The sequence below is a fragment of the Pseudoalteromonas sp. 10-33 genome, assembly GCF_001469195.1.
In the GTDB taxonomy this organism is placed as follows: Bacteria; Pseudomonadota; Gammaproteobacteria; order Enterobacterales; family Alteromonadaceae; genus Pseudoalteromonas.
This window is the reverse complement of the sequence record NZ_LOFI01000009.1, coordinates 1-25,084: the sequence shown is the minus strand read 5'-3', so window position 1 is coordinate 25,084 and position 25,084 is coordinate 1. Positions and strand designations below refer to the sequence as shown.

27 protein-coding genes are annotated in these 25,084 nt (G+C 40.4%); 18 read left to right on the top strand and 9 right to left on the bottom strand.

Annotated features, from left to right (window positions below):
* The first annotated feature begins 33 nt into the window (after positions 1-33).
* Together ATS76_RS07225 and ATS76_RS07220 are read left to right on the top strand one after the other, a co-directional pair.
* Entirely contained in the window at positions 34-483 is a 450-nt protein-coding gene (locus tag ATS76_RS07225; protein ID WP_058551610.1) for a hypothetical protein, read from the top strand.
* Between the two features lie 106 nt (positions 484-589).
* Entirely contained in the window at positions 590-1,537 is a 948-nt protein-coding gene (locus ATS76_RS07220; RefSeq protein ID WP_058551609.1) for a hypothetical protein, read from the top strand.
* Here ATS76_RS07220 and tusA read toward each other — a convergent pair.
* From tusA to fadB, 3 genes are all read right to left on the bottom strand, one after another.
* Entirely contained in the window at positions 1,534-1,773 is a 240-nt protein-coding gene (tusA, locus tag ATS76_RS07215; protein ID WP_006793987.1) for a sulfurtransferase TusA, read from the bottom strand. The two genes, ATS76_RS07220 and tusA, sit on opposite strands and share 4 nt — an antisense overlap.
* Positions 1,774-2,063: 290 nt before the next feature.
* A complete protein-coding gene (gene fadA / locus ATS76_RS07210; protein ID WP_008130791.1) occupies positions 2,064-3,233 on the bottom strand; it encodes an acetyl-CoA C-acyltransferase FadA in 1,170 nt (389 codons plus the stop codon).
* A gap of 4 nt (positions 3,234-3,237) precedes the next feature.
* Positions 3,238-5,397, bottom strand: coding sequence for a fatty acid oxidation complex subunit alpha FadB (fadB, locus tag ATS76_RS07205; RefSeq protein WP_008130792.1), 2,160 nt, complete (start codon positions 5,395-5,397; stop codon positions 3,238-3,240).
* A 192-nt stretch (positions 5,398-5,589) separates the two neighbouring features.
* On the opposite strand from fadB, the gene ATS76_RS07200 reads away from it, so the two are divergent.
* The 8 genes from ATS76_RS07200 (at position 5,590) to ATS76_RS07165 (ending at position 13,164) form a co-directional block, all read left to right on the top strand.
* Positions 5,590-7,476 (top strand): transglycosylase SLT domain-containing protein, encoded by a 1,887-nt coding sequence (locus tag ATS76_RS07200; protein WP_058551608.1) that lies wholly within the window; start codon positions 5,590-5,592, stop codon positions 7,474-7,476.
* A gap of 116 nt (positions 7,477-7,592) precedes the next feature.
* Positions 7,593-8,915, top strand: coding sequence for a Xaa-Pro dipeptidase (gene pepQ, locus ATS76_RS07195; protein WP_058551607.1), 1,323 nt, complete (start codon positions 7,593-7,595; stop codon positions 8,913-8,915).
* Positions 8,916-8,972: 57 nt separating this feature from the next.
* On the top strand, positions 8,973-9,587 hold the full coding sequence (locus tag ATS76_RS07190) for a YigZ family protein (protein ID WP_006793993.1): 615 nt from the start codon (positions 8,973-8,975) through the stop codon (positions 9,585-9,587).
* A gap of 96 nt (positions 9,588-9,683) precedes the next feature.
* Positions 9,684-11,135, top strand: coding sequence for a TrkH family potassium uptake protein (locus ATS76_RS07185; RefSeq protein ID WP_008130797.1), 1,452 nt, complete (start codon positions 9,684-9,686; stop codon positions 11,133-11,135).
* Positions 11,136-11,171: 36 nt separating this feature from the next.
* The gene (locus tag ATS76_RS07180) at positions 11,172-11,834 is read left to right on the top strand and encodes a flagellar brake domain-containing protein (protein ID WP_033019722.1); all 663 of its coding nucleotides are present in this window, start codon (positions 11,172-11,174) and stop codon (positions 11,832-11,834) included.
* Positions 11,835-12,298: 464 nt separating this feature from the next.
* A complete protein-coding gene (locus ATS76_RS07175; RefSeq protein ID WP_006793996.1) occupies positions 12,299-12,511 on the top strand; it encodes an EF-hand domain-containing protein in 213 nt (70 codons plus the stop codon).
* A 144-nt stretch (positions 12,512-12,655) separates the two neighbouring features.
* Positions 12,656-12,868 carry a calmodulin gene (locus ATS76_RS07170; RefSeq protein WP_006793997.1) on the top strand — a complete coding sequence of 71 codons (213 nt, stop codon included), beginning with the start codon at positions 12,656-12,658 and terminating at the stop codon, positions 12,866-12,868.
* Between the two features lie 80 nt (positions 12,869-12,948).
* Positions 12,949-13,164 carry a calmodulin gene (locus ATS76_RS07165; RefSeq protein WP_006793998.1) on the top strand — a complete coding sequence of 72 codons (216 nt, stop codon included), beginning with the start codon at positions 12,949-12,951 and terminating at the stop codon, positions 13,162-13,164.
* A gap of 67 nt (positions 13,165-13,231) precedes the next feature.
* Here ATS76_RS07165 and trkA read toward each other — a convergent pair whose 3' ends face one another.
* The 4 genes from trkA to def form a co-directional block, all read right to left on the bottom strand.
* Positions 13,232-14,608, bottom strand: a complete 1,377-nt coding sequence (gene trkA / locus ATS76_RS07160; protein WP_006793999.1) for a Trk system potassium transporter TrkA — start codon at positions 14,606-14,608, stop codon at positions 13,232-13,234.
* An 85-nt stretch (positions 14,609-14,693) separates the two neighbouring features.
* Positions 14,694-15,989, bottom strand: coding sequence for a 16S rRNA (cytosine(967)-C(5))-methyltransferase RsmB (rsmB, locus tag ATS76_RS07155; protein WP_010558121.1), 1,296 nt, complete (start codon positions 15,987-15,989; stop codon positions 14,694-14,696).
* The gene (gene fmt / locus ATS76_RS07150) at positions 15,982-16,935 is read right to left on the bottom strand and encodes a methionyl-tRNA formyltransferase (protein ID WP_058551606.1); all 954 of its coding nucleotides are present in this window, start codon (positions 16,933-16,935) and stop codon (positions 15,982-15,984) included. Before fmt ends, rsmB begins: the two co-directional genes overlap by 8 nt.
* 21 nt (positions 16,936-16,956) lie before the next feature.
* Positions 16,957-17,463, bottom strand: coding sequence for a peptide deformylase (gene def, locus ATS76_RS07145; protein ID WP_006794002.1), 507 nt, complete (start codon positions 17,461-17,463; stop codon positions 16,957-16,959).
* A 119-nt stretch (positions 17,464-17,582) separates the two neighbouring features.
* On the opposite strand from def, the gene ATS76_RS07140 reads away from it, so the two are divergent.
* From ATS76_RS07140 to hemF, 6 genes are all read left to right on the top strand, one after another.
* Positions 17,583-18,704 (top strand): LysM peptidoglycan-binding domain-containing protein, encoded by a 1,122-nt coding sequence (locus ATS76_RS07140; protein ID WP_058551605.1) that lies wholly within the window; start codon positions 17,583-17,585, stop codon positions 18,702-18,704.
* Between the two features lie 31 nt (positions 18,705-18,735).
* The gene (gene dprA / locus ATS76_RS07135; protein ID WP_058551604.1) at positions 18,736-19,827 is read left to right on the top strand and encodes a DNA-processing protein DprA; all 1,092 of its coding nucleotides are present in this window, start codon (positions 18,736-18,738) and stop codon (positions 19,825-19,827) included.
* 1 nt (position 19,828) lies between these two features.
* A complete protein-coding gene (locus ATS76_RS07130) occupies positions 19,829-20,302 on the top strand; it encodes a DUF494 family protein (protein WP_006794005.1) in 474 nt (157 codons plus the stop codon).
* A 118-nt stretch (positions 20,303-20,420) separates the two neighbouring features.
* Positions 20,421-20,990 carry a DNA topoisomerase family protein gene (locus tag ATS76_RS07125; protein ID WP_010558124.1) on the top strand — a complete coding sequence of 190 codons (570 nt, stop codon included), beginning with the start codon at positions 20,421-20,423 and terminating at the stop codon, positions 20,988-20,990.
* A 24-nt stretch (positions 20,991-21,014) separates the two neighbouring features.
* Positions 21,015-21,578 (top strand): L-threonylcarbamoyladenylate synthase, encoded by a 564-nt coding sequence (locus ATS76_RS07120; protein WP_006794007.1) that lies wholly within the window; start codon positions 21,015-21,017, stop codon positions 21,576-21,578.
* Position 21,579: 1 nt separating this feature from the next.
* The gene (gene hemF / locus ATS76_RS07115) at positions 21,580-22,530 is read left to right on the top strand and encodes an oxygen-dependent coproporphyrinogen oxidase (RefSeq protein ID WP_058551603.1); all 951 of its coding nucleotides are present in this window, start codon (positions 21,580-21,582) and stop codon (positions 22,528-22,530) included.
* 42 nt (positions 22,531-22,572) lie between these two features.
* Here the strand turns inward: hemF and ATS76_RS07110 are convergent, their stop codons facing one another.
* Positions 22,573-23,010, bottom strand: a complete 438-nt coding sequence (locus ATS76_RS07110; RefSeq protein ID WP_058551623.1) for a group II truncated hemoglobin — start codon at positions 23,008-23,010, stop codon at positions 22,573-22,575.
* Positions 23,011-23,063: 53 nt separating this feature from the next.
* Between ATS76_RS07110 and aroE the strand changes: the two genes are divergently transcribed.
* Positions 23,064-23,888, top strand: coding sequence for a shikimate dehydrogenase (gene aroE, locus ATS76_RS07105; protein WP_006794010.1), 825 nt, complete (start codon positions 23,064-23,066; stop codon positions 23,886-23,888).
* Positions 23,885-24,145 (top strand): DUF1488 domain-containing protein, encoded by a 261-nt coding sequence (locus tag ATS76_RS07100; protein ID WP_006794011.1) that lies wholly within the window; start codon positions 23,885-23,887, stop codon positions 24,143-24,145. The genes aroE and ATS76_RS07100 overlap by 4 nt, the downstream gene beginning before the upstream one ends.
* Here ATS76_RS07100 and ATS76_RS07095 read toward each other — a convergent pair.
* On the bottom strand, positions 24,128-24,664 hold the full coding sequence (locus ATS76_RS07095; protein ID WP_058551602.1) for a gamma carbonic anhydrase family protein: 537 nt from the start codon (positions 24,662-24,664) through the stop codon (positions 24,128-24,130). The two genes, ATS76_RS07100 and ATS76_RS07095, sit on opposite strands and share 18 nt — an antisense overlap.
* Between the last annotated feature and the right edge of the window lie 420 nt (positions 24,665-25,084).

Below are 25,084 nucleotides of genomic sequence, written 5' to 3'. Positions count from 1 at the left end.
AGCTAATAGGTATAATGAATAGGATGAAAATTGATGATTTCAATAAAAAAAATAATACCACTCGCTGTTGCTGGGTTACTCAGTGCATGTTCAAGCCAAATATCAATTAACGATGTATTGCCACAAAAAGAACTCGACCGCACCATGTACCTGCGAGGCGATTTTACTTTATGGGACGCAGAGCCACAGTACCAATTTAGCTTAGTGGGCCCAGCACTGTATCAAGCGCAGGTAAAATTTAGCACACCGGGTAAAGTGTACGAATTCAAAATTGCCGATGCCGATTTTAGTGAAGGCTTTAACTGTGGTTACAGCGACTCATTCCCACAAGGTCAAAGTTTAACACTTGGGCAAGCTGCAACGGCAGACTGTAATACTATTTATAATTACTTTAGTTACACACCTGCGATAAAAGGCACATACATAGTAAGCATTGATTTTAGTGACTATGATGAGCCAAAAGTGACAATAACAAAGAAGTAAGAGCTGCAAGCTATAAGCCGTCAGATTTTAGTTGCTCGAGTAAACTTATAGATTTGTCACAAGGACGTTAATATGAAATTGAACCTTTGGAATAAGGGGTAGCGCATTGAATAATTATATAGAGTATTGCTACCTAGAAAATGATAAGCCCAGGTTTGAACAAAGTAAGTTAACTGAATTAGACTCAAATGAGTGCTTAAAAAAATATAGAGTATTCTCAAGAAAACTTGAGATAGAAAATTTATTTGATGTTTTGATAGAGGAAGTTAAAACATTCAAATCATTGCTTACTATGGCTCAGCTCTCACAAGAGTTTTCACGTTTCTCTGAGGTACATGCTTATATAGAAAATCAAAAAAGCCGTACTAAATTAAATATATCCTATTTGAGTATTTTGAATACTGGAAAATTAGTTTTAGATCGACTGTATATTAAACGTGATAAGTTTTCGATAATTAATGATATTGATCAATCTTTGTTACCTGAACTATTAATAGAAAGAGAGAAGGTCTTTAAAGATAATCAATATTATGTTCTATGCTGCAACTTGAGAAATTTATGCCAACATAAAATGTTACCTGTAAATAGGTTAACTTTAAAATATCCATCTAAAAGTAAACATGGAAACGGTGTAACAACAAAATTTCAGATTCCACTCGTATTATCGGCAATGGAAGAGAAAGAAAAGATAAAGTTGTTAAAGGGGTTAAACTCTGCATTTAAAGATGAGCTGTTAAAGTTTGATCTAGTTGACCTCAACAAAGCGATAGATGGTTATTTTGAGGGGATTTTTGATTTAATGATTAAACTACGTACTTTGGTGAATAAATCAGTAAATGAGGCTGAAGATTATTTTAGTAAGTTACTTGTTCAAAATATAGACTTAAACATGAATAGACTCTTGGGGCCACCAGCATTAGTAGTTAACAATAAAAAGAAATTTCACTTGGATTTTGAGTGGTTCCGAGTGGCTCATTATTTAGAAGAAAAAAATAATTCTCACTTCAAAAGCAATAATTTAATAAGAACACAGTATTTGAGCGATGAGCCTTAAAGCCCTTTCTTCACCACATACCTATACGGTGCTTCATCGGCATCTTTAGCCACCAGCGTGTGATCCATAAATACACAAAAACTTGGAATATCACGGGTGGTTGAGGGGTCATCAGCAGTTATAAGCAGGGTTTCACCGTCGTTCATTTTACGAATAGCAGCACGTACCATCATTACTGGCTCGGGGCAGCGAAGGCCAATGGCATCTAATTGGTGATCGGGGTTATCAAAATTCATAGTGCGTATGCCTGTAAATAGTTTTCAAATCTGTGACTTTACAAGTAGTCAGATTTTTTGTTGCGCCAAAGTTTAGCGTAATTTTAAGTATAAATTAACTAATTTACTTAGATCTGGATCAGTTTTAATTTAAGTGTATTTATATCAACGCCAAATTATAAACCCGATCACAACAACACAAATCTAAATTGCGTTAGTATAGCGCCTTAAAATTTGGCAAATAAAAAAGGCGAACTAACTTTCGTCAGTGCGCCTTTTTACTCACCAAGATGGTTTACGTGTTAAGAGTATTAGTCTTGAACACGCTCAAATACAGTTGCGATACCTTGGCCTAAACCAATACACATTGTCGCTAAACCGTACTTAGCATTTTTGTCTTCCATTAAGTGAATTAGCGAGGTGCTAATACGCGAACCAGAACAACCCAGAGGGTGACCCAGTGCGATAGCGCCGCCATTCAAGTTAACTTTTTCGTCAACCACATCAGCTAAACCTAAGTCTTTAAGTACTGGTAGTGATTGCGCAGCAAAGGCTTCATTAAGCTCAGCTACGTCGATGTCATCAATAGTGATACCAGCTTGGGCAAGTGCTTTTTTACTTGCTGGTACTGGGCCGTAACCCATGATTGATGGATCGCAACCGGCAACCGCCATTGCTTTAATGCGCGCACGAATTGGTAAACCTAGCTCTTTTGCTTTTTCTTCGCTCATTACTAACATGGCTGATGCGCCGTCAGAAAGTGCTGAAGACGTACCCGCTGTAACAGAACCCGAAGCAGGGTTAAATACTGGGCGAAGCTGAGATAAACCTTCAACTGTTGTTTCAGGACGAATTACTTCATCATCTTCAACTAAAATTAAAGAACCATCTGCTGCATGACCTTCCATTGCTAAAATTTCGCGGCGGAAACGGCCTTCAACCGTTGCAGCATGTGCACGTTGGTGCGAGCGGTATGCAAATTCATCTTGCTGCTGACGGCTGATACCGTGAATAGTAGCAAGGTATTCTGCTGTTAAACCCATAGAGCCAGACGCTTGTGCAATTGAAGTTGCTAAGCCTGGGTGAAAGTCGTTACCGTGAGTCATAGGAACGTGACCCATGTGCTCAACACCACCAATTAGGTAAGTGTCGCCAGCGCCCGTCATAATGGCGCGTGCTGCGTCGTGCAATGCTTGCATTGACGAGCCACATAAACGGTTAACTGTGGTTGCTGGTACTGAGTGTGGAATACCCGCAAGTAGTGATGCGTTACGTGCAACGTTAAAGCCTTGCTCTAATGTTTGCTGTACACAACCCCAATAAATGTCGTCGATTGATGCTGGATCAACCGCTGGGTTGCGTTCTAGTAAGCCCTTCATTAAATGAGCGCTTAAGTCTTCCGCACGCTTGTTTTTAAATACGCCGCCTTTTGAGCGACCCATTGGTGTGCGGATACAATCTACAATTACTGGATTATTCATGATATTAACCTTCCACCTTATAGAAAACACGGCCTTCTTCAGCCCATTTGCGAGTTTGCTCTGATACTTGGTAAATCGCACCTAGGTGAGCGTACTTGTCTGCTGCTGCAACAAAGTTAGCTAAACCAGTTTGATCTAAGTAACGGAACGCGCCGCCTCTAAATGGAGGGAAACCAACGCCGTAAACAAGGGCCATATCAGCTTCTTGTGGAGAAGCAACAATGCCTTCTTGTAAACAAAGAAGTACTTCGTTGATCATTGGAATCATACAACGGTCAATGATTTCTTGCTTATCGAATTCTTTCGGTGCATCAGTAATTGGCGCTAGTAGCTCAACGGCTGTTGCATCGCTTGATTTTTTAAGACGACCACGACGGTCTGTTTCGTACTTGTAAAAACCTGCTTTGTTCTTTTGACCAAAACGTTTTTCGTTAGCAAAAACAGTTACCGGATCTTTTTCTGCACGTGCCATACGCTCAGGGAAACCGTCAGCCATTACGCCAGTACAATGATAAGCCGTATCAATACCTACAACATCAAGTAGGTAAGCCGGACCCATAGGCCAGCCAAATACGTTTTCCATTACTTTATCTACTTTTGCAAAGTTAGCGCCTTCAACAACTAATTTGCTAAAGCCTGCAAAGTAAGGGAATAAAACACGGTTTACAAAAAAGCCTGGGCAATCGTTTACAACAATAGGAGACTTGCCAAGTTTAAGGGCGTAATCAACGACTGCGTTAATTGTTTTGTCTGACGTTTTTGCACCACGGATAATTTCTACTAATGGCATTTTTGGCACTGGGTTGAAAAAGTGCATACCACAGAAGTTTTCTGGTTTATCAAGTGCTTCAGCAAGTAGGTCAATACAAATAGTCGACGTATTTGATGTAAGTACAGTGCCTTCTGGCATGTTCTTTTCAAGGTCTGCTAATACTGCTTGCTTAACTTTAGGGTTTTCTACAACGGCTTCAACAATAATGTTAGCGTCTTGTAGGTCTGCATCGTTAAGTGTTGGCTTAATTTTGCTTAGTGTTGCCAACATTTTTTCCATTGGCATGTGGCCACGCTTAACTTTTGCACCTAATAATTTAGACGCTTCACCCATACCTAAATCAAGCGCATCTTGTTGGATGTCTTTCATTATGATTGGTGTGCCTTTATAAGCAGACTGATATGCAATACCGCCACCCATAATACCCGCGCCTAATACTGCAGCTTGTTTAATTTCTACATCGCTGTGCTTAGCAAGTTTGCGTGCTTTACCTTTGATGAATTGGTCATTTAAGAAAATGCCCGTTTGCGCTGCAGCTTCGTTGGTACGCGCAAGTTTAGCAAAGTTAGCATTTTCGATTGCCATTGCTTCATCGCGAGTACAGTTTGCCGCTGCTTTAATAGTACGCACTGCCATAACCGGAGCAGGATAGTGGCCTTTGGTTTTACCCATTACCATACCTTCTGCCATAGCAAAGCTCATACCTTGCTCAACACGGTTTAATTTAAGTGGCTGTAGTTTTGCGTTGCGTTTTGCTTGCCAATCTAGCTTGCCTGCAATCGCTAACTCAAGTGTTGCTACACTTGACTCTAAAAGTTTGTCAGCACTAACTACTGCGTCAAACGCACCTACTTTAAGGGCGTCAGCTGCGCGGTTTTCAGCGCCAGAAGTGATCCACATCATGGCGTTATCTGCGCCAATGATACGTGGTAAGCGCACTGTGCCACCAAAACCAGGCATTATGCCAAGTTTAACTTCTGGTAGGCCCATTTTAGCGCTTTCGCTTGCAACACGATAATCGGTAGCAAGTGCCCACTCACATCCGCCGCCAAGTGCTAAGCCGTTTACAACGCTTAGAGTTGGGAATGGAAGATCTTCAATTGCATCAAAAACGTCAGTTGCGTTTTTGATCCACACGACTAAATCTTCTTCAGGTTTAGTAAATGTAGGTAAAAATTCGAAGATGTCGGCGCCAATAATAAAGTGGTCTTTATCACTGGTAAAAACCATGCCTTTGATATCAGAATTAGCAGCTAATTCTTTTAATGCTGCTGCACAATCTGAAAGAGTTTTTTGAGATAATGTGTTTACAGAACCTGCAACACAAAACTTAAACTCGGCGATGTTTTCCTTTAGGAAGCTAACTTCAAAGGAATCGCTTTTATATAACATTTTATTCTCCCTAGTTGACGAACTAAGACTGGTACGATGAGTTTGCATTTCAATCAGTGTGCTTGCTTTGAGTAAAAAATGCAACGAAAAATTTAACTCGGTTACAAACGACTGGTTAAAATATAGCTGGTTTGGTGCTAAGGTGGTGAAAAAGCTTTTATTCACTACTTTAATTTTTTATTAAAGGACATTATGAAAAAACAATTATTTAGTTTTGCGGCAGCTGCTTTTATTTTTCCTCTTTATTCTGCCGAGGCTAGCATCGATAACGACGCATTTTTAGATGCTGAAAAAAAAGTACGCAACGCAAGTTACCGCGAGTTTAAAAACGTAGTTAATAACCTAAACCACCCACTAAAACCGTATGTAGAAAAAACATACTGGCAACGAAACCCGAGCATAAAATATCAAGCAGAAATAGAAGATTACTTAAATATATATCAGCATACGCCACTTGAATGGCCCGTTCGTAAAGTATGGCTGGAGTATCTTGAAAAAAACAATAGAAAAGCGGCGTATATTCGTAATTACCGCGACACCAGTAACGCTGAATACACCTGTACATATTTGGGGTATCAATTAGATTTAGGTGCCCCAGAAAAAGCCATTTTAAATCAGGTGACTGATTTATGGACGGTGGGAAAGTCACAACCTAAGGAGTGCGATTCGTTATTCTCGTACTGGCGCAAAAAAGGCTATATGAATGCCGATACTGTATGGCAACGAATTACACTTGCCGCGCAAGGCGGAACGCAAAGCCTACTACCTTATTTAAAAACACTTTTACCAAAAAATGAGCGTTACCTTGCTGACTTATATTTAAAAGTTCGCCGCGACCCAAGCGCTGCGGCGGGGTTATATCGCTATAAAAATAAATCGCCTAAAGAGGGTGAAATTGCACTTTATGGTGTTAAGCGTCTAATTTGGCGCGACAAAGAACTAGCGCTGCGCGCATGGGAAAAAATAGAGCGTATGTTTAACTACAGCGATAAAGAAAAGGCAGATTTATACTACACCTTTGCTTTATCACTTGCTTCTAGCGGACATAAGCAAGCCAGTTTTTGGTTAAACAAAGTGCCAAAAGAGCGCCAAGACAACAAATTAATGCAATGGCAGCTTGGTAACATGCTTAAAACCCAAGATTGGGCAGGTATTGCTGCGTTTTTTACAGGCAAAGAAAATCTTAGCTTAGGTCAGCAATATTGGCTTGCGTATAGTTATGCAGAACGCGGTGACGATCAAACAGCTAAAAAAATGTGGCAAAGTATTGCGACTAACCGAGACTACTACGGTTTTTTAGCCGCTGCGCGTTTAGGTTTGCCGGTTGATCTAAATAATCAACCAAAAGTGGTTAGTGAGCAATTAATCGCAAAGGTGAGTAATGCCCCTGGTTTTAAACGTTCAAAAGCATTATATGAGTTAGATCGTGTTACTTCAGCGAGACGTGAATGGAATTACTTAACAAATACCTCAAATGAAGAAGAAAAGCTTGCAGCCTCTGTTTTATCTACCAATTTGGGGTGGCACGACAGCACGATATTCACACTCGCAAAAATAAAAGCCTGGGATAATGTTGAACAACGTTTTCCATTTGCTTTTCAAGACATATTTGAGCGCTACAGCAAGCGTAATAAAATAGATGTAGCTTGGAGTATTGCTATTGCAAGGCGTGAAAGCTCATTTGCTCCTGACGCGCGATCAAGTGCTAATGCACGAGGTTTAATGCAATTGCTGCCAAGTACCGCTAAGTATGTAAATAAAGGCAGTGTGTCTAATAGTCGATTATATCAACCTAAAACAAATATTAGGCTAGGTACCAGTTATTTACGTTACTTGAAAAAGAAAAACCATGGTAACGAAATACTTGCTACAGCATCTTATAACGCAGGCTACCATCGTATAAAACGTTGGGTGCCTGATGATGCAATGCCAGCAGAGTTATGGATAGAGCTTATTCCGTATAGAGAAACACGCGATTATGTCAAAAATGTATTTGCTTACAGGCAGGTATATCATACTCGTATGGGCCGAGAGGGTAATTTACTGGCTCCTATACTGGAAATGAAAATAGGCGGTTAGTAAACATAAGTTTAAATAAGGGGGATTGTGCTCACAGTGGGCCATCCCCCTTTTTTGAGCGTAATAGCTATAAGTGGTAGACTCAAAGCAAGTTAAATTTAACAGATGGATTAACAATGGATAAATTAGCCGTTTTATACGCCGAACACATTGCAACACTGCAGCAGCGTACTCGTACAATTTGCGAAAGCGAAGGGTTAGAAGGATTAGTTATTCACTCTGGCCAAGCAAAGCGCCAATTTTTAGACGACATGTATTACCCGTTTAAAGTTAATCCTCACTTTAAAGCTTGGTTACCTGTTATTGATAATCCACATTGCTGGATTGTTGTTAATGGTAGCGACAAACCGAAGCTTATTTTTTATCGTCCTGTTGATTTTTGGCATAAAGTACCTGACGAACCACGTGATTTTTGGGCTGAGTATTTTGATATAGAACTATTGTTACAACCCGATCAGGTTGAAAAGCTACTTCCTTATGACAAAGCAAAGTACGCTTACATGGGCGAATACATAGAAGTAGCTCAAGCACTTGGCTTTAGCATAATGAACCCAGAGCCCGTGCTTAACTATTTACACTTTAATAGAGCATACAAAACGCAGTATGAACTTGAGTGTTTACGTAATGCTAACCGCATAGCGGTTGATGGCCATAAAGCTGCACGCGACACTTTTTTTAATGGGGGTAGTGAGTTTGATATTCAACAAGCGTACCTTATGGCTACACGCCAAAGCGAAAACGAAATGCCGTATGGCAATATAGTGGCGCTTAACGAAAACTGCGCTATTTTGCATTACACTCATTTTGAGCCAAACGCACCGAAAACGCATAACTCATTTTTAATTGATGCTGGCGCAAACTTTAACGGCTACGCCGCAGATATAACGCGTACTTATGACTTCAAAAAGCAGGGTGAATTTGCTGAGCTAGTTAATACGATGACGACGACGCAAATTGAATTAGGCAAAGGATTAAAGCCAGGTATGCTTTACGGCGACTTACATGTTGAGTGTCATAACCGCATAGCGCAAATTCTTAGCGACTTTAATATAGTTAACTTACCGGCTGCAGATATTGTAGAGCGTAAAATCACCTCTACTTTCTTTCCGCATGGTTTAGGGCATCACCTTGGTTTACAAGTACACGATGTGGGCGGCTTTATGAGTGACGACAAAGGTACTCATCAAGCATCTCCAGAAGGGCATCCATTTTTACGTTGTACACGTATGATAGAGAAAAATCAGGTGTTTACTATTGAACCTGGCTTGTACTTTATTGATTCGTTGTTGGGTGATTTAGCGCAAACCGACAACAAGCAATACATCAACTGGGATAAGGTTGAAGCGTTTAAACCTTATGGCGGTATTCGTATTGAAGATAACATTATTGTGCACGATGATAGTTTAGAAAATATGACGCGCGACTTACACTTAGATTAAGTGATAAGTTAGCAAGAGAAGGGGCCTAATGGCCCCATTTTTTTGGTTAAGTAAAATATGTCAGAATATAAATACCCAGCCGGTGCTGTGTTTCACCAAGAAGAAATTAAAAAAAGCACGTTTATTGTGCATATTGCACATACTCCCGATTTAGCCGCAGCTAAAGCTTTTATTAAAAGTATTGAAGATAAATACAGCGATGCTCGGCATAATTGTTGGGCCCATGTGGCAGGTAACCCCGGTGGCAGCCACGTGTATGGTTTTTCAGATGATGGTGAACCCAATGGTACGGCCGGTAAACCAATGTTAAATGTGCTGGTGGGATCGGGACTTGGTGAAGTTACTGCCGTGGTAACCCGGTATTTTGGAGGAATTAAACTTGGAACTGGCGGGTTAGTGCGAGCTTATGGCGGGTCGTTAAATAATGCATTAGCCAAATTAGACACCGTACTTAAAGTTCCAAGTGTTGAGCTAATTGGCAGTAGTGAATACAGTATGCAAGGCGCAATTGAGCAGCTACTTAAAACGCACTACCAAGTGCTCAACATTGAAAAGCAATTTACTGCTAATATTGATTGGGTGATCACCATTGATAGCCGCCAAGCACAGCAAGCAATTAAAGATATTTTTGATTTAAGTCACGGCGCAGTTGAGTTAACTATTAAAGAGTAATAACCTACACAAGTTGCATATAATGCATATTCATTCTATTTAACCAGGCTAATGCAGTTGAGCCTGAATTTACTAATAATAAAAGCGATTAGCTAAATGCAATTTCGTACCATCATAAAAATTCTTGGGCAACTTGTTGCGCTGTTTAGTATTACCATGGTGCCACCTGCTGTGGTGTCTTTAATTTATAAAGATGGTGGTGGTGTTCCTTTTGTTTTAGCGTTTATTTTCAGTATTATTATTGGCTTAATAGCGTATTACCCAAACCGACATGAAAACGGGGATTTAAAAGCCCGCGAAGGCTTTTTAATTGTGGTTTTGTTTTGGTTGGTACTGGGGGCATTCGCATCCTTGCCTCTTATCTTTTTACAAGAGCCTAATTTATCCCTTGCTGATGCGGTGTTTGAAGCCTTTTCGGGTTTAACAACTACAGGCGCTACGGTGCTGACGGGGATTGAATATTTACCTAAGTCAGTGCTGTTTTATCGCCAGCAATTACAGTGGTTTGGCGGTATGGGGATCATTGTATTAGCTGTTGCAATACTGCCCATGCTAGGTGTTGGTGGAATGCAGTTGTATCGTGCTGAAATCCCCGGCCCAGTAAAAGATTCAAAAATGACCCCTCGCATAGCCGATACCGCAAAGCATCTTTGGTATATTTATGTGTCGTTAACCATTGCCTGTATGTTGGCGTATTGGGCGGCAGGGATGGATTGGTTTGATGCCATTTGTCATGCGTTTTCTACCGTCGCCATTGGTGGGTTTTCGACTTATGATGCTTCTATGGGCCATTTCGACAGCCCGGTTATTAACTTTATTTGTGTATTCTTTTTAATCATTGCCGCTATTAACTTCTCCTTGCACTACGCTGCGGTGGCAAGCCGGAACGTGCAGGTCTACATTCGCGACCCCGAGTTTAAAGTATTTTTATGCATTCAATTGGCGCTGGTGGTTATTTGTTTTACTGTGTTGTCGTCGAACGAGATATACGCCAATGGTGATGAAACTCTTGACCAAGCACTATTTCAAGCGGTATCAATGAGTACAACGGCAGGTTTTGCTACCGATAACTTTTCAACGTGGCCGCTGTTTTTACCTATTTTATTAATATTTTCGAGCTTTATTGGTGGCTGTGCAGGGTCTACCGGGGGCGGTATGAAAGTGGTGCGCGTGTTTTTACTTTACCTGCAAGGCGTACGTGAGCTAAACCGCTTAGTGCACCCTCGTGCTATTTATTCAATCAAACTTGGCCGTAAAGCATTGCCCGATAAGGTTGTAGAAGCTGTGTGGGGGTTCTTCTCTGCCTATGCCTTAGTATTTATTATTATTATGCTGGCGCTTATGGGCACGGGAATGGATAATATTACGGCGTTTTCGGCCACGGCAGCGTGTTTAAATAACTTAGGCCCAGGGTTGGGTGATGTTGCCTCGCATTATGGTGCAATAACCGACGGCGCTAAATGGTTGCTGACTATTGCAATGGTATTTGGCCGACTAGAAATTTTTACTTTGCTTGTGTTATTTACGCCTACGTTTTGGCGCGGATAAAACACAACGTTTTACTACTATGTTTATGGAATGGATATGCCAGCAACACATGCAGATAAATTAAATAATATACCGGTTGGCAGTTTAGTTGACTTAGAAATATTAACACCCACTAGCAGTAAGCGCGTGAAAACAGAAATGGTAGGCTTGCTTGACGAAAAGTTTATTATTTTAAACTTCCCTACAGCCAAACGTTTACCGGGTGCAAATGATTACTTACGAGATGGCGTCACCGTAGTTGTAAGAGCATTAATAGAGGGTGACGATGGACAAATAATTGCGTTTAGACAGCAAATTAAATCTATTGCATCACACCCCGTTAGGCTGATTTTTATAAACTACCCCAAGCAAGTTCAGCTATTTAGTTTACGTTCGCAAACCCGTATTCCAACTCTATTACCTGCAAAACTTAAACTCAGTGATGACAAGGTACTCGATGGTGTTATAAAAGATATTTCGCTAACGGGGGCTATGTTTGATGTAAAAACTGACGCAGATCTAGAAAGCATCAAAGACTCACAATGCACTGTGGTATTAGGTAGTAATAGCAAAGGCTTTGAAGGCGAAGTGTGCAGCGTGAAAGATCATAATACAGGCGTGCGTTGCGGTATTAAGTTATTAGCCAGTAAAGAAGAGATGAAAGCTTTTATGAAAGAGCACTTTATTGACCCCGCTATGATAGAACTCGATGCCGATTAGGTTTTAATGTCGCTATTTTGCAACAAAATAGCGACTTTTTACTTTATGAACGAAAATAAATTACCAACCTCTAAATTATTATTTTTTATTAAATAAAAACAGAGATATAGCATTCAAATTTTTTATATTTTATTTTATTTTTACACCTTGTTCAGTTTAAAACTTCCTGCTCAATACCTAATAACACCTTGATCATTTAAATAACTTCGCTTTGTGGTTTTTTACATTAAACCTAAATGCCTGATTTTTAATAACTTATAGTTTTTAATTAAACCAGCGTTGCTAAATAGCTACAAAAATAATGCTTAAATTTGCACTTTTTTCAGTATTTAACACGTAAGGCACTGAAAAATATAAACTAATAAATATTGGCATTTAAGTTGTAATAGTCTGGTTGTACTAATCGAAAAACGTGATTAACAGTAAGTACCAATCACTCACATACAACTTGAAGGATACATACTATGAAACGCATTAATAAAACATTAGCACTTATCGCACTCGCTTCTTCGTCAGCCGCTTTTGCAGGCTCTGACTTTAATACACTCGATGTAGACGGTAATGGTGCAATTAGCCAAGCCGAAGCATCAGTTGATGCAAAATTAATGAGCATGTTCTCAGAGCTCGATACAGACCAAAATGGTGAGTTATCAAAAGAAGAGTTTTCAAAAGCCTAAATTCAGTAAATGGAGTCCTGAGTTGCCAAAGACAACCTAAGTAGGCAAGGGAGCTTACGAAAAAGGATAACAAGGAAGTGAAACCATTTTAAAAGGGAATAAGCCCATTTTTTTGATAGAACATTAAGCATGAAGGATTAAGTTATGAAACATTTAAATAAAGCATTAGCACTTATTGCATTAGCGTCTTCTTCAGCTGCGTTTGCAGCATCAGATTTTGACAGTTTAGATACCGACAGCAGTGGAGCAATTAGCCCAAGTGAAGCGGCAATAGACACCGATTTAATGGCTGAGTTTACAGAGCTAGATACAGATGGTAACGGTGAGCTGTCTAAAGACGAGTTTGCAAAATTTTAAAGTTAACCGGTATTGGTTTAGCTATTTTTCACAGACAGGGATCTTAGAAAAGGATTTCTCATTTTACTAGGAACATCACTATGAAAACATTAAATACAACACTTGCGGTTTTAGTTTTAGCATCTTCTTCAGCAGCTTATGCAGCGGTAGACTTTGCATCGTTTGATAGCAACAGTGACGGTGTTATCAGCATGGAAGAAGCTCAAGTAAACTCACAATTAGTGAAAATTTTTAAAGATTTAGACACAGATGGAAATGGTGAGCTTTCTAAAGAAGAATTTGCCAAAGTACAGTAGCATTGATAAGCCCCAATCATACTCCACTAAAGCCGCCATGTTCAGCGGCTTTTTTGTGTTTGATGCGTTATAAAAATATAGCACTTACTTGGAAGAGCTTTTCTACTACGTTGATATGTTTTTTATCAATTAAAAACATAATCACGTGATCGCCCGACATAATAATGGTGTCGTCGTGGGCAATAAGTACATCGTCGTTACGCACAATGGCCCCAATAGTTGTTCCGGCTGGTAGTTTTATATCGGCAATTGCACGGCCAACTACTTTGGAGGTATTTTCATCGCCATGAGCAACTGCTTCAATAGCCTCTGCAGCCCCTTTACGCAATGAATACACGTTAACAATATCACCTCGACGTACATGGGTTAACAATGCAGAAATTGTTGCCTGTTGCGGCGATATGGCAATGTCTATTTCGCCACCTTGTACTAGGTCTACATACGCACCACGTTGAATAAGCACCATGGTTTTTTGCGCGCCCATGCGTTTGGCAAGCATGGCCGACATAATATTGGCTTCATCGTCGTTGGTAACGGCAATAAACACATCCACTTGTTCGATATGTTCTTCAGAAAGAAGTTCTTGATCGGAGGCGTCGCCACAAAATACTACCGTGTTGTCGAGCATTTCTGAAAGCTGTTCAGCACGTTCTTTACTGCGCTCTATTAGCTTAACGGTGTGATTTTTTTCAAGAGAGCGAGCAAGGCCTGCACCAATGTTACCGCCACCAGCAATCATTATTTTTTTGTATGAACGCTCAAGCTTCTGCAGTTCGTTCATTACGGCGCGTATATGTTTGGTTGCCGCAATGAAGAATACTTCATCGTCGGCTTCAATAACGGTTGTACCGAGCGGTTTAATGGCTTTGCCTTGACGGTAAATAGCTGCAACGCGAGTTTCTACATTGGGTATATGCTCTTTTAATGCAGATAAGGCATAGCCCACTAATAAACCACCGTAATAGGCTTTTACTGCAACTAGCGAGAGCATACCATCGGCAAACTGCAATACTTGCAATGCGCCAGGGTAGTCAATTAAGCGGCGTATATACTTAGTAACTAACGCTTCTGGGGCAATGTAATGGTCGATTGGTAAATCATCGTTTTGGAAAAGTTTTTCACGGTATTTTAAATACTGCTCAGAGCGAATTCGGGCAATTTTAGTGGGTGTATTAAAAATACTATACGCCACTTGGCACGCCACCATGTTTACTTCATCTGAGCTGGTTACCGCAATAATCATATCGGCATCGTCTGCGCCGGCGCGGCGCAAAACATCAGGGTGAGCACTGTGGCCCATTACACCTTGAAGGTCGTATTTATCTTGCAGTTCGCGTATACGATTACCGTCAATGTCTACTACGGTAATTTCGTTTTGTTCGCCTACTAAGTTTTCAGCTAGCGTGGCGCCAACCTGTCCAGCACCGAGTATGATTATTTTCATTATTTACCAGTGTATTAAGTAGTAATAAAAAGCCATTTTTAAATTTAAAAATGGCTTGTTGTACGCGTTATTAAGCCCTGTTTAACTAGGCTTTTTTAACCATTTTAGCGTAATAAAAACCATCACTTTCACCCGGAAGTAGCTGTAAACCCGGTGTGGTGAGGGTGTCTTTATCATGAAGAGGAATATGCTCTACGTCATCGTTATTAGCTAAAAATTTAGCAACTTGTTGTTGGTTTTCTTTTGGAAGAACCGAACATGTTGCATATACCAATGTACCACCAGGCTTGAGTAGAGGCCAAATGCTATTGAGTATATCGCCTTGTAGTGCGGCTAAGTCTTCAATGTCGGATGCACGGCGTAGCCATTTTATATCAGGGTGGCGACGAATAACGCCGGTTGCTGAACAAGGCACGTCTAATAAAATACGATCGAACTGTTCATCGTCCCACCATGTGTGCGGTTGCGATGCATCACCACATTGTAGGTCGGCACCTAAACCTATACGGGTTAAGTTTTGCTTTACGCGTTCAAGGCGAGTGGCATCGCTATCAAGTGCAAGTACGTCGGCGTCGGCAAGCTCTAATATATGGCATGTTTTACCGCCAGGTGCTGCACAGGCATCTAAAATAACGTCATCATCTTTTGGCTCCAAAAAGCGAGCAGCTAATTGCGCTGCTGCATCTTGCACTGAACAAGCACCCGTATCAAACTCAGGAAGTGAAAAAACATCACGCGGCTTGGCTAGTTTAATCCCATCTATAAAGTTTGGGTTTAATGTATGTTCTATATCGTTAGCCGTTAGCATATCGCTGTATTCTTGCGTGCTAAATTGTGATTGATTTACACGTAACCACATTGGCGCTTGTTGCTGGTTTTCTTCAAGTATGGCTTCCCAGTTTTCTGGGTAGGCTTCTTTTACCTGTTTAATAAACCAATTGGGGTGGTTGTATAAACACACTGGAATAAGCTTTGCTTTTTCTTCAAGCTCTGCTTGCTGGCGTTGAAAGCTACGTAAAATAGCATTTATTAACCCTTTTAATCCTAGTGCGCGCATTTGACCCAGTGCATTTACGGTCTCGCTTATTGCTGCATGCGGTGGAACGCGCATGTGCTGCAATTGATAAATACCTACGTAAAGTAAAAACTGAAAAATTCTGCGTTTACCTTTTAGTGGGCTTTCTACTAAATGTTGGCAGTAGTTTTCAAGGCTAGGTAAGTAGCGTAATACGCCATAACAAATTTGCTGTAACAGTGCTTTGTCTTTTGGTGGTAAACCTTGGCTTGCAAATGGTAGTTCTTGATTAAGCGAAGCGCCTTTATCAACCACGTTATATAAAGTCTCAGCGGCTAGCGCTCGTACGTTTTGTACTTTATTCATTATTTTCGCCTAATAGTGTGCCAGGGCTAACCCAGTCACTGCGACCATTTAAAAAGTCGCTAATTGCCATTGGTTTTTTACCTTGCGGTTGTAACTGAGTAATACTTAAAGCGTGTTCACCACAGGCAACCACAACACCGTTTTTATCACTTGTTAATATTTCGCCTGGCTTACCTGATTGATCAACTACTTTCGCTTGGTATATTTTTACGGTTTGTTCGCCCATTTGGGTAAAACACACTGGCCAAGGATTAAAAGAGCGAATATTACGTTCTATTTGCACGGCGCTCATAGACCAATCTATATTTGCTTCTTCTTTAGAGAGTTTTTTAGCGTAGTTAGCTAGCGCATCATTTTGAGGCTCAGGGGTAATGTCGTCATTAGCTAGCTTATTAACGGTGTTGATTAATGCACTAGGACCTAACTCTGCTAGTTTGTTATATAAACTGGCACTGGTTTCTGTGTCACTAATAGGGCAGCGGCTAATATGCAGCATGTCGCCGGTATCTAAGCCTTCATCCATTTGCATTATGGTTACGCCCGTTTCCTCGTCACCTGCCCAAATTGCACGTTGAATAGGCGCAGCACCACGCCAGCGAGGTAGTATAGAACCATGCACGTTTAAGCAGCCTAAGCGTGGCGCATTTAAAATAGCTTTGGGTAAAATTAATCCATAGGCCACCACAATCATTATGTCGGCGTTTAAAGCGGTGAGCTCTGCAAGTGCCTCATCATTTTTTAATGACTGAGGCTGAAAAACAGGCAAGTCATTTTCAAGTGCTAGCGCTTTAACTTCGCTCGCTTTTAATTTTTTACCACGACCTGCTGGGCGATCTGGTTGACTATATACGCCCACAATTTCATGTTCGCTATTTATTAGCGCTTTTAAATGGCGTGCGGCAAAATCCGGCGTACCGGCAAATATTATGCGTAATGGTTGGATCACTGAGTTTTCCTAAGGTACTGATTACTGTGCTGCAAACTTAGCTTCTTTTTCAAGCTTTTTACGAATACGTTGGCGCTTTAATGGAGATAAGTAATCAATAAATAGCTTGCCTTGTAGGTGGTCTAGTTCGTGTTGAATACAAATAGCTAATAGCTCATCTGCGTCTAACACAAATTCTTCACCGTTTTCGTTTAGTGCAGCCACAGTCACTGTTTCTGCTCGGTCTACTTTTGCGTACGAGTTAGGCACTGACAAACAGCCTTCTTCGCTAATCGTTGACCCATCTTTTTTAATGATTTGCGGGTTAATTAATACCAGTGGTTCGTCACGCTCTTCAGAGACATCAATAACCACAATACGCTGGTGGATATTTACTTGTGTTGCTGCTAAACCAATGCCATTTTCGTCGTACATGGTTTCGAGCATGTCTTTTACAATTTGGCGAACTTGGTCGTCAACGTCTGCAACATCTTTTGCTATTGTACGTAAACGCTCATCTGGAAATCTTAAAACTTCTAACCTAGCCATTAGTTACCTTTTTCACTTGTGCTTAATTTAGGGTATTGTATGCTCTTATTTTAGCCATTCACGTTCACCTTTAACAGGTTTTGGGCAATAATAATGAAAAAACAATACAAGGAAGCTCAATGAAATTTCCGTTAGTTGCAATCATACTGGCACTAAGCACCTCTTTTGGGGCGATTGCTGATGTGCTAAAAATAAAAAAAGATGCACCAAAACAGTATGTTGTAAAAAAAGGTGATACGTTGTGGGATATATCTGGCATTTATTTAGATGAGCCATGGTTGTGGCCAGAACTATGGCAAATGAACCCGCAAATCGATAACCCTCACCTAATTTATCCGGGTGATGCGTTGGCACTTATATACGATGCTGACGGAAATCCACGTTTAGTTATTAATAAAGCGTACCGAAAGCTGTCACCTCAAGGACGTATTACCCCAAAAGGGTTGAATGCAATTACCACTTTACCTTTGCAAATGATTAAACCTTATTTAAGTTACGAGCAAGCGATTAACAGCGACGATATAAAAAATATGCCGTATGTGTTAGGTGCTAACGAAAACACAAAAACACAAACGTTAGGCCATATTTTATACGTTAAAGGTGACTTAAAAGTACATGGTGCTTATGCGATTTACAACGAGGGTGAACCCTACAGAGATTTAAACACAGGCGAAGTATTAGCAACGCGTGCATCGTACGTTGGCATGGCGCGAGCGTTTAGGAGTGGCGATGAAAGTAATGGTTTGCCGTCGTCATTACGTGTTGAGTCAGTAAAACGAGAAATTAAACAAGGTGATTTTTTAATGCCAGCAATGGAGGGGCAGTTGCTGCCAGCCTATTTTGATATTCACCGCCCACTAGAGCCAGTTGAAGGGCAAGTTATAGCGTCTCCTCGCCAAGTAAGAGAATTCAGCAGAATGGATATTGTAGTGCTAAACTTAGGCAGCGAGCAAAATATTGAACCAGGCCATGTTTTAGATTTAGAGCGTGAGTCACCTACGGTTATTGATGGCCCTCGTGGTCCTCGTTACCCAGAGGATTCAAGTAAATTTGAAAAACTGTTATCTGATGCAAGTCAGTTGTTTAGTAATAAAGCTGACGAAGATAATACAACATGGAAAATGCCTAAAGAAAAAGTAGGCGAGTTAATCGTATTCAAAGTGTATGACAAAGTAAGTTATGCATTAATAACAAAAAACCAGCACCCAATTCGCGTTGGAGATATTGCAGTTATTCATTAAGAAGTAGCGAGTCGGTGCTCTAGGAGAGAGCATGGATCAGTCATCAGGCAAGTTAGCTCACTGGCTTGCCTTTTATATGTGTAAGGGATTAGGCACAAAAACCTTATTAGCCCTATCTAAACACCACCCACTTGAGTCATTGTTTGACTTACCCCACGCTAAATTACACGAGTTAGGGTTAACGGCTAATCAGGCCAGTAATTTACTCAATACAGATTGGCAAAAAGTACAGCATTATGAGCGGCTTGTTGCAGAGCATAATATTGAAGTTATTTGTTTTTTTGATACACGTTACCCAGATTCACTAAAACACATAGCTAGCGCACCTTTATTACTATTTTGTAAGGGCGATGTGTCTTTACTTTCTAGCTCGCAAATAGCCATTGTTGGTAGCCGTAACGCCACCCCAACAGGGCTTGAAATAGCCTCCGAGTTTGCCTACGAATTAACAAAGGCTGGTATTACTGTGACATCTGGCATGGCTAGAGGAATAGATGGCGCAGCACATAAAGGTGCTTTAGCAGGGAATGGTAAAACTATCGCGGTATTAGGCACGGGTGTTGATATTTACTATCCTAAACGCCATAAACTATTAACAGAACAAGTACTCAATAGTGGTTTATTAATTAGTGAGTTTTTACCCGGAACCGCCGCTAACGCACATAATTTCCCTCGTCGAAATAGGATTATTTCGGGCTTATCTTTAGGTGTATTAATTGTTGAAGCTGAAATTAAAAGCGGCTCATTAATTACTGTGCGTTATGCGCTTGAACAAAATAAAGAGGTGTTTGCAGTACCAGGCTCTATTAAAAACCCGCTTGCACAAGCCAGCCACTTTTTAATTAAGCAGGGTGCTAAACTTGTTGAAAATGTGACAGATATTTTAGATGAAGTGAGCTTTTCGTATCAAAGCGGTCTATATAGTAAAGAAGAAACGCTTCAGCAAAGTAGTGATTGTGAAGTTTTAAACAGTATTGGGTTTGAGGTAACAACTGTTGACGATATTGTACGCCGTGTTCAATGGCCAATAGATAAAGTACTGGCAAGGTTGCTTGATTTAGAGTTAGACGATCAAATTGAACGCATTTTAGATGGTTATATTAGGCTTAGCGTAGGAAGGTAGCATGTTCGATATTCTTATGTATCTATTTGAAAATTACATTCATAGCGAAGCTGACATTTTTGCTGAGCAAAATGAATTAACCGACGAGTTAGTTCGTGCAGGCTTTAATAAACCAGAAATATTTAAAGCCTTAAATTGGCTAGAACAGTTAGCCGATTTACAACACAGCGATGAATCTCCTTATTTAATCGCTAACCCAGGGCGCGCTATTCGTATATTTACAGAAAGCGAATGCAATATGTTAAACGTCGAGTGCCGTGGTTTTTTAATGTTTGTTGAGCAAATTGGGGTTATTAACAGTATTACCCGTGAAATGGTTATGGATAAGCTTGCAGCACTTGATAAGCCAGCGATTAGCTTAGATGATTTAAAGTGGATAGTGCTTATGGTGTTATTTAATGTCCCCGGCTCTGAAGAAGCATATGAGCAAATGGAAGACTTAATTTTTGATGAGCCCACCGAGTTATTGCATTAATACCTTATGAATTTATTTATATAACCCAAATTACTAGAGATGAAGCGCATAGCATAGCTTGTATCTTTAAGTGGTTTGGGTATATTAGGCGAAAATTCACTTACCTCTTAGGAACACTATGAGTAAAATCGACCATTCGCTTTTCTCGGCGAATAAGCACGCCTTAGAAAAAGAATACGAAGTATGCCCACAGTGTGGTTCAGAGTTAGTGATCCGCAACAGTAAGTCAGGCCCTTTTTTGGGGTGTGCAAGTTACCCTCAATGTGACTTTATTAGGCCATTAGTACAACACGAAAGTAACGAAATAAAAGTACTTGAAGATTCCTCTTGCCCTCAATGCAGCAAACCGCTGGTGGTTAAAAATGGCCGTTACGGTATGTTTATTGGTTGTACGGGGTACCCTGATTGCCATTATATTGCAAACGACAACGAGCAAAAGGAACAAGAGGCTACGTTACCAGCATGCCCAAAATGCAAAAAAGGCCACTTAGTTGCTCGCAGTAATAAGTTTGGTAAAGTATTTTACTCATGCGACAGCTACCCTAGCTGTAAATACACGCTTAATAATAAACCTGTAGAGCAGCCATGCCCAAAATGTGATTGGCCCATCGTAATAGAAAGACACATGGCAAATGGTACACTACTGCAATGCCCGCAAAAAAGTTGCATGCATAAGCTTACTCAATAACGTTTAACATTTTTGGAGACCATCTTGTCAGAACTTTCAAATACGCCTTCAGCACTTACATGTTTAAATGAAGGCGAAGTTATTGTTTATCCAACAGAGGCTGTGTTCGGCTTAGGATGTGACCCCGATAATCAGCATGCTGTTGAAAAATTATTGGCAATTAAGCAGCGACCAGTTGAAAAGGGCCTTATTTTAATTGCTGATAATTATGGGCAATTATTAAAGTATGTTGATGATGCTAAAGTACCTATGGACAAACGTGCAGACATATTTTCTAGTTGGCCTGCTGCTATTACGTGGGTTATGCCAGCGGCAAAAAGCACACCAAAATGGTTAACAGGGCAGTTTGATACCATTGCGGTTAGGGTAACAAATCACCCAACAGTTAAGCGTTTATGCCAAGAGTTTGGAAAGCCACTGGTATCAACCAGTGCAAATTTAACAGGCCAAGAAACAGTAATAAGCATTGAGCAAGCAAAGGAGCAATTTGCTGATCAAGTTGGCTTTTATGTTGATGAGCCGTTAGGTGGAAACACACAACCCAGCACAATAAAAGATGCCATGACCGGTAAAGTATTTAGAGGGTAATATGCAAAGCGAATTATTAGAACAAGTAAAAGCCTACTTTATGGCTTTGCAAGATACCATTTGCCAAGGGATAGAAGCTGCAGATGGCAGTGCTAAATTTGTCGAAGATAGCTGGCAAAGAGCTGAAGGCGGTGGTGGCCGTACTCGAGTAACTACTGATGGTAACGTAATTGAGCAGGGGGGCGTAAATTACTCTCATGTATTTGGCGCATCCATGCCAGGTTCTGCAACCGCCCATAGGCCAGAGCTTGCAGGGCGTAGTTTTCATGCTTGTGGGGTTTCACTTGTTATTCATCCCAAAAACCCGCACGTACCAACAAGTCATGCCAACGTACGCTTTTTTATAGCCGAAAAAGAGGGCGAAGAGCCAATATGGTGGTTTGGTGGAGGTTTTGATTTAACCCCTTTTTACCCGGTATTTGAAGACGTACAGCATTGGCATCAAGTTGCACACGATATATGTGTGCCGTTTGGTAGTGATGTTTATTCAAAATACAAAACATGGTGCGATGAGTACTTTTACCTTAAACATCGTGATGAAACACGTGGGGTGGGTGGTTTATTTTTCGATGATCTAAATGAACTAGGCTTTGAGCAAAGCTTTGCATTTATGCAGTCAGTCGGCAATGGCTTTTTAGATGCCTATATTCCGATTATTGAACGTCGCAAAAACGATGAGTACACTGAACAGCAACGTGACTTTCAGCTCTACCGCCGTGGTCGTTACGTTGAGTTTAACCTAGTGTGGGATAGAGGCACATTATTTGGATTGCAAAGTGGCGGGCGAACAGAGTCTATTTTAATGTCGATGCCACCACTGGCTCGCTGGGAGTATAACTTTACACCAGCTGAAAACAGCCTTGAGGCAAACTTATATCAGTATTACTTGCGACCACAAGCTTGGCTTTCAAGTAAACCAGAAGAGCTAATAGCCCGAGAGTGGCAAATATAAACAATAAAAAAGACGCTTTCGCGTCTTTTTTATTGTTTGTGATTAATGTTGGTTAATCATGTGGCTTGCTAGCTGAGCAAATGAATTTTTAAGCCCTTCTCGAAGTAGTGGGTTGTCAATTTCAATATCAAGAGTTTTGTTCATACAATACATCCATTGATCCCGTAAGCTCTGGTCAATTAAAAATGGCATATGGCGTTTACGTAACATGGGCTGCCCATGATTTTGCTCAAATAGTGGAGGCCCACCTAACCAACCAGATAAAAACTCGAAAAAGACTTGGCGAATTCTATCTAATGGTTGAGGATGCATATCATATAACGGTTTAGCGTATTCATCTGAGGCCATAATATCGTAGAATCGTTCAGAAATAGCGCGTGCACCTTTCTCTCCGCCAATGATTTCGTAAGGCGTTTTTTCAGGTGTAGGTGTTTGATCTACTTTCTTAGGCTTAGATTTAGAAAAAAGTCGTTTAATCATATTATTTATCATCGATTATAGGCAGCACTTAGCTGCAAAGAGGTTGTTTTAAAATGGACAAATATGCGGTTTTTGGAAATCCAATTAAACATTCAAAATCCCCCGCGATACATAAACAATTTGCTATCTCGCTAGGTGAGCAAATCGACTATCGCGCAATATTAGCACCTATCGACAGCTTTGAAAAAACAGTATCGACATTTTTTGAGCAAGGTGGAAAAGGTGCGAACGTTACCATGCCATTTAAAGAGCAGGCGTTTGCAATGGCTGATGAACTTACACCGCTTGCTAAAATAGTCGGTGCAGTTAATACACTTAAAAAAAGAAACGATGGAACATTATTAGGAGATAACACCGACGGTGTTGGTTTTGTAAATGACCTCCTTGCTAACAAAGTTGTGATTACAAATAAGCGTATTTTAATAATTGGTGCTGGTGGTGCTGCAAGGGGGGTAATATTACCATTGCTTGAACAAAAACCCGCAGAAATTATTATTGTTAATCGTACCGCTCAAAAAGCAAAAGACTTAGCTCAGCTATTTGCTGAATACGGAAAAGTTTCAGGCTATGGGTTCGATGATTTACCAGTAAGCGATTACTCACTAATTGTAAACTCAACGTCTAGTAGCATGAATAACGAATTACCAGCCTTAGCTAAAAAGCACTTAACATGCTGTGATGTTGCATACGATATGTTTTATTCACTGACAAACACTATTTTTATGAACTGGGTTGCAGAGCATAATAACAATACTAAGCTTTTAGATGGTAGTGGTATGTTGGTAGGGCAGGCAGCACAAGCTTATTATGTTTGGCATAACAAAATGCCAGAAATTCTCCCCGTGGTTAAAGCACTTAAACAAGGCTCACTAAAATGAACCAAGCTGTACAATTTATAGATAGACTCGAGTTTAGAGAGCCTGATCACCAGTTAGTGTTTTTTGCTCAAGTGAGTGGCATGCTGGTGGAGTGTGTTATTGCGATAAGTACACTTAAACTCACGGATGAAAGTCACGCAACAGATTATTTTGAAAAATACCGTTTTGAATACGAAGAACGTGCCGAGCAACTAATAGAAGAAGAAAGTTATAACTCGGCAGGTCAAATTGAAGTGGAATTAGTTAGCTTCAGCTAGATATTCATCTTTTAATTGGACATAGTTATCTGCCGATATTTTTAAGAAAGCGAGCTCCTGCTCAGTCAATGGACGGGCTTGCTTTGCTGGACTTCCTACATACAAATAGCCTGATTCCAGGCGCTTATTTGGTGGTACCAACGAGCCCCCACCAATAATAACATCATCTTCTACAATTACATTATCCATGATAATCGCACCCATACCCACGAGTATACGGTTACCAAGCACGCACCCATGTAGCATCACTTTGTGACCAACCGTTACATCATCGCCTATTATAAGAGGGTAACCATCTGGATTGCTTTTAGTTGCACGCGATAAATGTAATACACTGCCATCTTGAATATTAGAGCGCTCACCAATACGAATATAGTTAACATCGCCGCGAGCAGCAACTAAAGGCCATACACTGCTATCATCACCTATAGTAATATCACCGACTAATACAGACGACTCGTCTATATAAACAGACTTATTAAACGCAGGGGTAATTCCTTTATAAGAACGTATTGCCATATATGCACCTTTAAATTAAACATATTAAGTGTATTAGTGTAGCAGTAGTGCTTATTTCAGTGCCAGTAAAGCCTATACTGTTTATAAAACTATCAGTTTTAAGGGCTTTCGCTCATATACTGACCGAACAGTGTTTTATTTTAGTTTTTCTTTGAAAAAGTACTTGCGTAAAAATCTGTTCTCCCTATAATGCGACCCCACTGAGACGGCAGGCGCCAACGCATAGCGAGGCAAAAGTTAATCAGAGAGTTAAGTAAAACTTCGGTTTTAAATTATCGTAAGAAAGTTTAAAACAAAGTATTGACTCGAAAAATAAAGGATGTATTATACGCATCCCTAGCGACAACGTCGCAACGTTCTTTAACAATATAAAGCAATCATCTGTGTGGGCACTCGTACAGATTGAGTTCTAACAGCCAA

What these genes read in the sequence shown, in the direction of transcription:
- ATS76_RS07110 (WP_058551623.1), bottom strand. Translation starts at nt 23,010, where the DNA reads ATGATTAAACGACTTTTTTCTAAATCTAAGCCTAAGAAAGTAGATCAA.
- pepQ (WP_058551607.1), top strand. Translation starts at nt 7,593, where the DNA reads ATGGATAAATTAGCCGTTTTATACGCCGAACACATTGCAACACTGCAG.
- ATS76_RS07140 (WP_058551605.1), top strand. Translation starts at nt 17,583, where the DNA reads ATGAAATTTCCGTTAGTTGCAATCATACTGGCACTAAGCACCTCTTTT.
- fadB (WP_008130792.1), bottom strand. Translation starts at nt 5,397, where the DNA reads ATGTTATATAAAAGCGATTCCTTTGAAGTTAGCTTCCTAAAGGAAAAC.
- ATS76_RS07095 (WP_058551602.1), bottom strand. Translation starts at nt 24,664, where the DNA reads ATGGCAATACGTTCTTATAAAGGAATTACCCCTGCGTTTAATAAGTCT.
- ATS76_RS07225 (WP_058551610.1), top strand. Translation starts at nt 34, where the DNA reads ATGATTTCAATAAAAAAAATAATACCACTCGCTGTTGCTGGGTTACTC.
- ATS76_RS07185 (WP_008130797.1), top strand. Translation starts at nt 9,684, where the DNA reads ATGCAATTTCGTACCATCATAAAAATTCTTGGGCAACTTGTTGCGCTG.
- ATS76_RS07170 (WP_006793997.1), top strand. Translation starts at nt 12,656, where the DNA reads ATGAAACATTTAAATAAAGCATTAGCACTTATTGCATTAGCGTCTTCT.
- rsmB (WP_010558121.1), bottom strand. Translation starts at nt 15,989, where the DNA reads ATGAATAAAGTACAAAACGTACGAGCGCTAGCCGCTGAGACTTTATAT.
- ATS76_RS07165 (WP_006793998.1), top strand. Translation starts at nt 12,949, where the DNA reads ATGAAAACATTAAATACAACACTTGCGGTTTTAGTTTTAGCATCTTCT.
- tusA (WP_006793987.1), bottom strand. Translation starts at nt 1,773, where the DNA reads ATGAATTTTGATAACCCCGATCACCAATTAGATGCCATTGGCCTTCGC.
- ATS76_RS07125 (WP_010558124.1), top strand. Translation starts at nt 20,421, where the DNA reads ATGAGTAAAATCGACCATTCGCTTTTCTCGGCGAATAAGCACGCCTTA.
- ATS76_RS07100 (WP_006794011.1), top strand. Translation starts at nt 23,885, where the DNA reads ATGAACCAAGCTGTACAATTTATAGATAGACTCGAGTTTAGAGAGCCT.
- hemF (WP_058551603.1), top strand. Translation starts at nt 21,580, where the DNA reads ATGCAAAGCGAATTATTAGAACAAGTAAAAGCCTACTTTATGGCTTTG.
- ATS76_RS07180 (WP_033019722.1), top strand. Translation starts at nt 11,172, where the DNA reads ATGCCAGCAACACATGCAGATAAATTAAATAATATACCGGTTGGCAGT.
- ATS76_RS07190 (WP_006793993.1), top strand. Translation starts at nt 8,973, where the DNA reads ATGTCAGAATATAAATACCCAGCCGGTGCTGTGTTTCACCAAGAAGAA.
- ATS76_RS07175 (WP_006793996.1), top strand. Translation starts at nt 12,299, where the DNA reads ATGAAACGCATTAATAAAACATTAGCACTTATCGCACTCGCTTCTTCG.
- trkA (WP_006793999.1), bottom strand. Translation starts at nt 14,608, where the DNA reads ATGAAAATAATCATACTCGGTGCTGGACAGGTTGGCGCCACGCTAGCT.
- ATS76_RS07130 (WP_006794005.1), top strand. Translation starts at nt 19,829, where the DNA reads ATGTTCGATATTCTTATGTATCTATTTGAAAATTACATTCATAGCGAA.
- ATS76_RS07200 (WP_058551608.1), top strand. Translation starts at nt 5,590, where the DNA reads ATGAAAAAACAATTATTTAGTTTTGCGGCAGCTGCTTTTATTTTTCCT.
- fadA (WP_008130791.1), bottom strand. Translation starts at nt 3,233, where the DNA reads ATGAATAATCCAGTAATTGTAGATTGTATCCGCACACCAATGGGTCGC.
- dprA (WP_058551604.1), top strand. Translation starts at nt 18,736, where the DNA reads ATGGATCAGTCATCAGGCAAGTTAGCTCACTGGCTTGCCTTTTATATG.
- aroE (WP_006794010.1), top strand. Translation starts at nt 23,064, where the DNA reads ATGGACAAATATGCGGTTTTTGGAAATCCAATTAAACATTCAAAATCC.
- def (WP_006794002.1), bottom strand. Translation starts at nt 17,463, where the DNA reads ATGGCTAGGTTAGAAGTTTTAAGATTTCCAGATGAGCGTTTACGTACA.